Here is a 5584-nt window from a genome sequence, read left to right on the forward strand (position 1 = left end):
CTCAGAAGTGGTGGGCTGTGAAGGATTCGAACCTTCGACCAATTGGTTAAAAGCCAACTGCTCTACCAACTGAGCTAACAGCCCTTTCTGGTATTGCTTTTCTGAATTCATTTGCCTTGAAGCAAATCCACCTCAGAAGTGGTGGGCTGTGAAGGATTCGAACCTTCGACCAATTGGTTAAAAGCCAACTGCTCTACCAACTGAGCTAACGGCCCTTTCTGGTATTGCTAGTATCTTTAACGCTTAATTTAGATTAACTAAATAATTCGTTTAGATACCCCCGAAAGACGGTGTCTCTCTGAGGGCGCCTATAATACCTTTTTCATTTGCTCATGCAAGCGCAAATTTATCATTTTTTATCGTTTGCATGAAAAACAGCCTAAGAGATTGTTTTTTGAATAAATCGTCATCAAAGTGCTGAAAGTTGCTGCTGTGCAATACGCGCCGCGGCACTGTTGGCATATTCCTTAACAACTTTCTGATAATAGGCTTTCGCTTTTGCTTTATCGCCAGTCTTCTCAGAAATCATTCCCAGCTTGACTAAACTCTCACCGCGCTTACCGGAATCTTTGAATTTATCAACCACGGTTGTAAACGCTTTAGCCGCGCTAACAAACTCACTCTTATTATAAAGTAGCTGACCTAACCAGTAATTAGCATTAGGAGCATAGCTAGAATTTGGATATTTTTCTATAAACTGGGCAAATGCTGGAATGGCAGCTTCGTACTTTTTCTCTTTCAGCACTAAATTTACAGCTTGCTCATAACTGGCAGTCTCGCCCAGGCTTGAACTTGCAGTCGAAGAACTATTACTACTTGCTACTATAGGTACCGCAGGCTTACTTGAGATATTAGCAATATCTTCATAAAGCTGACGTTGCCTTTGCAGCATCTGCTCAATTTGATAAGACTGTTGCTCACTTAATCCACGCAAGTCGAGGACTTCTTGTTGCAAAGTTTCTAAACGTTGCTGCATAGCAAATTCAGTTTGCTGTTTAGCTTTTACAATTCGCTCTAGACGAGCCACTCTGTCGTCTGAAGAGCCACCAGCAACATCCTCAACTGGTGCAGGTGCAGCATGAGCCGCACTCGCTAGGATGATTGCCGCTGATATCACGGCGTATTTCATAGGGTAAACCTTTTACCGAAAATTAATATACAAGTACTGCGCGACGGTTTATAGCAAAACCCTCATCAGAACGAGTTAGGTCCATTGGCTTTTCTTCGCCATAGCTAACAATACTCATTTGGCTAGGCTGTACACCCATACCTTGTAGATATTTTGCAACAGCTTTAGCACGACGTTCGCCTAGTGCAATATTATACTCAGGCGTGCCGCGCTCATCTGCATGACCTTCAATCATGACTCGAACATTTGGATGTTCAACAAGATAATCACCATGTGCTTCTAACACTTCAGCAAATTGCTGAGAAACTGAACTACGATCAAAATCAAAATAGATGATGTGTTCTTTTCTTAGTTCTTGAAACTTAAGCTGCTGCTGCTCTTGTGGTGTTAGTACTGGCGCTACACCGCCAGTTTCAACACCATTGTTAGCAGATTCACTTGTTGATGTTCCAGTAGAGCTAGTTGCATCTGTTTCAGACTCAGAAGTCGAGCTACAGGCACTGATAGCCATAATAGGAAGTACGACTAACATGGCTTTAAATAGCTTATTCAGATCCATTTTAAAATCCTTAATCTTTATAGTTATAGAAATGGTGACCAAGAAGGTGATTTCACTTCACCTTGACCGGCAGGTAATCGGGCTTTAAATCGCCCATCCATAGAAACTGCGGCCAATACTTGTTTACCTTGGTATGTTGTTCCGTAAATTACCATAGTACCGTTGGGTGCTAGGCTTGGGGATTCGTCGAGTCGTGTACTCGTCAAAACTTGCATAAATCGTGTTTCAAGATCCATTCTTGCAATATTGTATTTACCATTAGTCCGATTTACAAAAATAATGCTGCGTCCATCGGGTGCAATCGACCCCCCGAGGTTCCACTCACCTTCGAACGTTAAGCGAGAAATCTTACCTGAATCCAAAAAGACTCTGTATAGCTGAGGGCGTCCGCCACGCTCGGAAGTAAGTAGTAATGACTTACCGTCTGGAAACCAAGAAGGCTCTGTATCAATAGCGTAATGATTGGTGACTCGCTTTAGTGCACTCGTTGCAATATCAACCACATAAATATCAGGCTGACCATCTTTTGAAAGCGTTACGGCCAATTTTTTCCCATCAGGCGAGAACACAGGCGCACCATTAATACCGTTAAAGCTGGTGACTTTTTTACGCGCCTGCGTATAAATATTTTGCACGAACACTTCAGCTTTACGGTTCTCAAAACTGACATAGGCTAATTCCTGCCCATCAGGGGACCATGAAGGTGACATCAATGGCTCTGGTGAACGTAACAACATCTGCTCGTTATAGCCATCATAATCGGAGATCATCAACTGATAAGGAGATTTTTCGCCATGTTTGACAACGACATAAGCTATACGTGTCAGAAATGCACCACGAATACCCGTCAACTTCTCGTAAACCACATCACTAATACGATGTCCATACTGCCTAAACTGTTCTGCACTAATCACTGTTTCGCGACTATCAATCACCAGCTCTTTTGCAGATTGTGGACCCATATCGGATTGTAATTGTGCTTTTACCAAGTCGATTAACTCAAAACTCACCAGGTATTTATCAGCGCCATAAGGCTTGACTGATCCCATGACGACCGCTTCAGCAGGCTGTGCCATCCAGGCTTTAGCATCAAATTGCGCCAACGTACTGATATTACGTTGCGGTAGGCTTAACTCATCTGATGGGCTGAATGTGCCACTACGTGCTAAATCTGACATAACAATATCAGAGATCTGTGACGGCATAGGGCCAGTACCTTGCCAAACAAAAGGAATAACGGCTATCGGTCTTGCAGCATCAACCCCTTCGGTAATAACGATATCTAATGCCGCTTTAGCAGGCATGCTACAAATTAGCAGGCTTACCAGTAACCATTTCCCAAAAATCTTCATGTGACTCCTTTAATCAAACTCGGGTTGAACTGTTAAATTAATTTCTTTTAGCTTGTTATATACATCAGGCTCATTCGACACTGGCAAACGGCCAGCTTTGTTGATTGCCGCCTTAGTGGCTCGGCATACAACGCTATCTCCGTCCAAAATCCTACTTGCAGTAACAAAACCATCATTGGCTAAACGAATAAAGACTTTGCAGCTTTTCCCTCGCATAGATTCATCAACCACTAAATTGCGCTGAATCGTCGCTCTAATCATTGAGGTATAACGCTGAACTTCACTCGTGACCTGTTTATTCCGCGTTTGCGACAGCGCCACCTGCTCTGCAGCCAATGCATCTTGCATCATCTGTTCTTGCTGTCGCCTGGCTTGCTCTTCTGCCTTACGTTTACGCTCTGCTTCCGCTTTACGCTTACGTTCATCTTCTGCTTTTTTAGCCTTGGCTTCTTCTGCTTTACGCTTATCAGCCGCTTTTTTCGCAGCCTCTTCAGATGCCTTACGCTCTTTATCTTTTTGCTTACGATCTGCTTCAGCCTTTACCGCTTTCTCGTTTTCTTGTTTCTGCTTTAACTTGGCGGCTTTGGCTGCGTCATTAGCATTTTTTGTTTCAATCTCTTTTTGCTTACGTTGCTTCTCTAACTTTTTAATTTGTGCTTGTTCGCGCTCGCGCTCTTTTCTGGCATCACGTACACGCTTATCCGCATTATCTTGACGCGCTTTCTCTTTACGTTCAGCTTCACGCTTCTGCGCTTTTAACTTTTCAACATGCTCGGCCACTTTTCGCTGATCAATCACCACCGCCTGCACAGCGGGGGCACTGGCTTGAGGCTGGGGTTTAGGTTTTTCGGAAAAATCGATTCCTAAGGCTAGAATAACTATCACGCCAATATGAATCCCAGCTGAAATTGATACTGGAAGGGTTAAATCAGATTTAGTCGCCACTACTTATCCTCCGGCGAATCGGTCATCAAACCAACAGACGGTACGCCAGCCCCTTGCAGTGTCACCATCAACTGGATCACTTTTTCATAAGCAATGCTGCGGTCAGCTTTAACAACAACAGGACGTTCAGGCTCTAATTGAATAATAGCGCCAATTCGAGTAGCAACCTCTTCAAGTTCAAGTACCTCTTTGGTACTCGAGCTGCCCACATCCAAGTAGTACTCGCCCATAGCATCGATTGACGCAACGATTGGCGGCTTACTATCTGCCGGTAAAGATTCCGCAGCACCTTGCGGCAGATCAACCTTAACCCCCTGAGTTACAATCGGGGCTGTCACCATAAAAATAATCAATAGTACCAACATCACATCGATATAGGGCACCACGTTAATTTCAGCGACTGGACGACGGCGCTTCCTTTGGTAGCCTTGATGCATTATGCCTGTTCCTTCTCGCTGTATGCTTGGCGATGCAAAATACTGGAGAACTCTTCCATAAAGTTGGCGTAAGACATTTCAATCTTATCCACTTGAGTTGAGAAGCGGTTATACGCAATAACAGCCGGTATAGCCGCAAATAGGCCCATTGCGGTGGCAATCAATGCTTCTGCAATACCGGGCGCGACCATGGCAAGCGTGGCGTTTTCAACCGCACCGAGGGCGATAAAGGAGTTCATGATCCCCCAAACCGTACCAAACAGCCCAATATAAGGACTCGTTGAGCCTATGGTTGCTAATAGAGGTAAATGAGTTTCGAGTTTTTCCATTTCACGAGAAAGAGACACTCGCATGGCACGGTAGCTACCATCCATAATCGCTTCAGGTACTCGTCCGTTTAATTTGCTCAAACGTGAGTATTCTTTAAAACCAGTCACAAACAATGCTTCAAGACCTACGTTCCGATCCTGACGAGCAGAAAGCTCTTGATAGAGTTTATTAAGATCAACACCTGACCAAAATTTATCTTCAAACTTTAGCGCTTCGCTTTTTGTTGCCGCCAATAATTTACGACGTTGAATAATCACTGCCCATGAGGCAATGGACAAACTAAGCAAGGTCAACATAACAAATTTAACTAAAAGACTTGCTTGTAAAAATAATCCAATAAAAGAAATATCAGCTTCCACCGTTAAACTCCTGGGCAATATGTTGGGGAATGGCTCGGGGTCTCATACGCGATAATGCGACACAGGCGACTAAGATTTCAGCCTCGCAATACGTAACGCCCTGTTCATCAATTAAACGCTGTTTAAACACCAACGACGCTTTCTTAAGTTGTATGACCTCGGTTTCGACCATAAGGTTCTGTTCAAAACGCGCAGCTTTACAAAAATCCAGTGCGGCACGCTTTACAACAAAAGCTATATCATCGGCAAGTAGTGCAGTTTGACTCACACCCATCGCCCTTAACCATTCAGTTCGTGCACGCTCAAAAAACTTTAAATAATTTGCGTGATAAACAACGCCACCAGCATCAGTATCTTCGTAATAAACGGAAATAGGCCAACGAAACATATAATGATATCGCCATTTAATGAGATAAAATAAGAGGCCTACTATACCTAGCCAATATGCAATTGTGAATGGCGATATGTGATAA

At 43.7% G+C, this 5584-nt stretch carries 7 protein-coding genes and 2 tRNA genes; all 9 read right to left on the reverse strand.

Going from position 1 to position 5584, the window contains the following annotated elements:
* Positions 1 to 8 precede the first annotated feature (8 nt).
* Positions 9 to 84: transfer RNA gene (locus tag CXF86_RS19790), tRNA-Lys, on the reverse strand.
* A 55-nt stretch (positions 85 to 139) separates the two neighbouring features.
* Positions 140 to 215 (reverse strand) — tRNA-Lys (locus tag CXF86_RS19795).
* A 194-nt stretch (positions 216 to 409) separates the two neighbouring features.
* Positions 410 to 1129, reverse strand: coding sequence for a tol-pal system protein YbgF (gene ybgF, locus CXF86_RS19800; protein WP_101089700.1), 720 nt, complete (start codon positions 1127 to 1129; stop codon positions 410 to 412).
* A 22-nt stretch (positions 1130 to 1151) separates the two neighbouring features.
* The gene (gene pal / locus CXF86_RS19805; protein ID WP_101089699.1) at positions 1152 to 1688 is read right to left on the reverse strand and encodes a peptidoglycan-associated lipoprotein Pal; all 537 of its coding nucleotides are present in this window, start codon (positions 1686 to 1688) and stop codon (positions 1152 to 1154) included.
* Positions 1689 to 1711: 23 nt separating this feature from the next.
* Positions 1712 to 3040: a Tol-Pal system beta propeller repeat protein TolB gene (tolB, locus tag CXF86_RS19810; protein WP_101089698.1), complete on the reverse strand. Its 1329-nt coding sequence runs from the start codon at positions 3038 to 3040 to the stop codon at positions 1712 to 1714.
* Between the two features lie 9 nt (positions 3041 to 3049).
* Positions 3050 to 3985: a cell envelope integrity protein TolA gene (gene tolA / locus CXF86_RS19815; RefSeq protein WP_101089697.1), complete on the reverse strand. Its 936-nt coding sequence runs from the start codon at positions 3983 to 3985 to the stop codon at positions 3050 to 3052.
* The gene (gene tolR / locus CXF86_RS19820; protein WP_101089696.1) at positions 3985 to 4422 is read right to left on the reverse strand and encodes a protein TolR; all 438 of its coding nucleotides are present in this window, start codon (positions 4420 to 4422) and stop codon (positions 3985 to 3987) included. The genes tolA and tolR overlap by 1 nt, the downstream gene beginning before the upstream one ends.
* The gene (tolQ, locus tag CXF86_RS19825) at positions 4422 to 5111 is read right to left on the reverse strand and encodes a protein TolQ (RefSeq protein ID WP_101089695.1); all 690 of its coding nucleotides are present in this window, start codon (positions 5109 to 5111) and stop codon (positions 4422 to 4424) included. The genes tolR and tolQ overlap by 1 nt, the downstream gene beginning before the upstream one ends.
* The gene (gene ybgC / locus CXF86_RS19830) at positions 5101 to 5499 is read right to left on the reverse strand and encodes a tol-pal system-associated acyl-CoA thioesterase (RefSeq protein WP_101089694.1); all 399 of its coding nucleotides are present in this window, start codon (positions 5497 to 5499) and stop codon (positions 5101 to 5103) included. The genes tolQ and ybgC overlap by 11 nt, the downstream gene beginning before the upstream one ends.
* Positions 5500 to 5584 lie beyond the last annotated feature (85 nt).

The sequence above is a fragment of the Shewanella sp. GutCb genome, assembly GCF_002836135.1.
GTDB lineage: Bacteria > Pseudomonadota > Gammaproteobacteria > Enterobacterales > Shewanellaceae > Shewanella.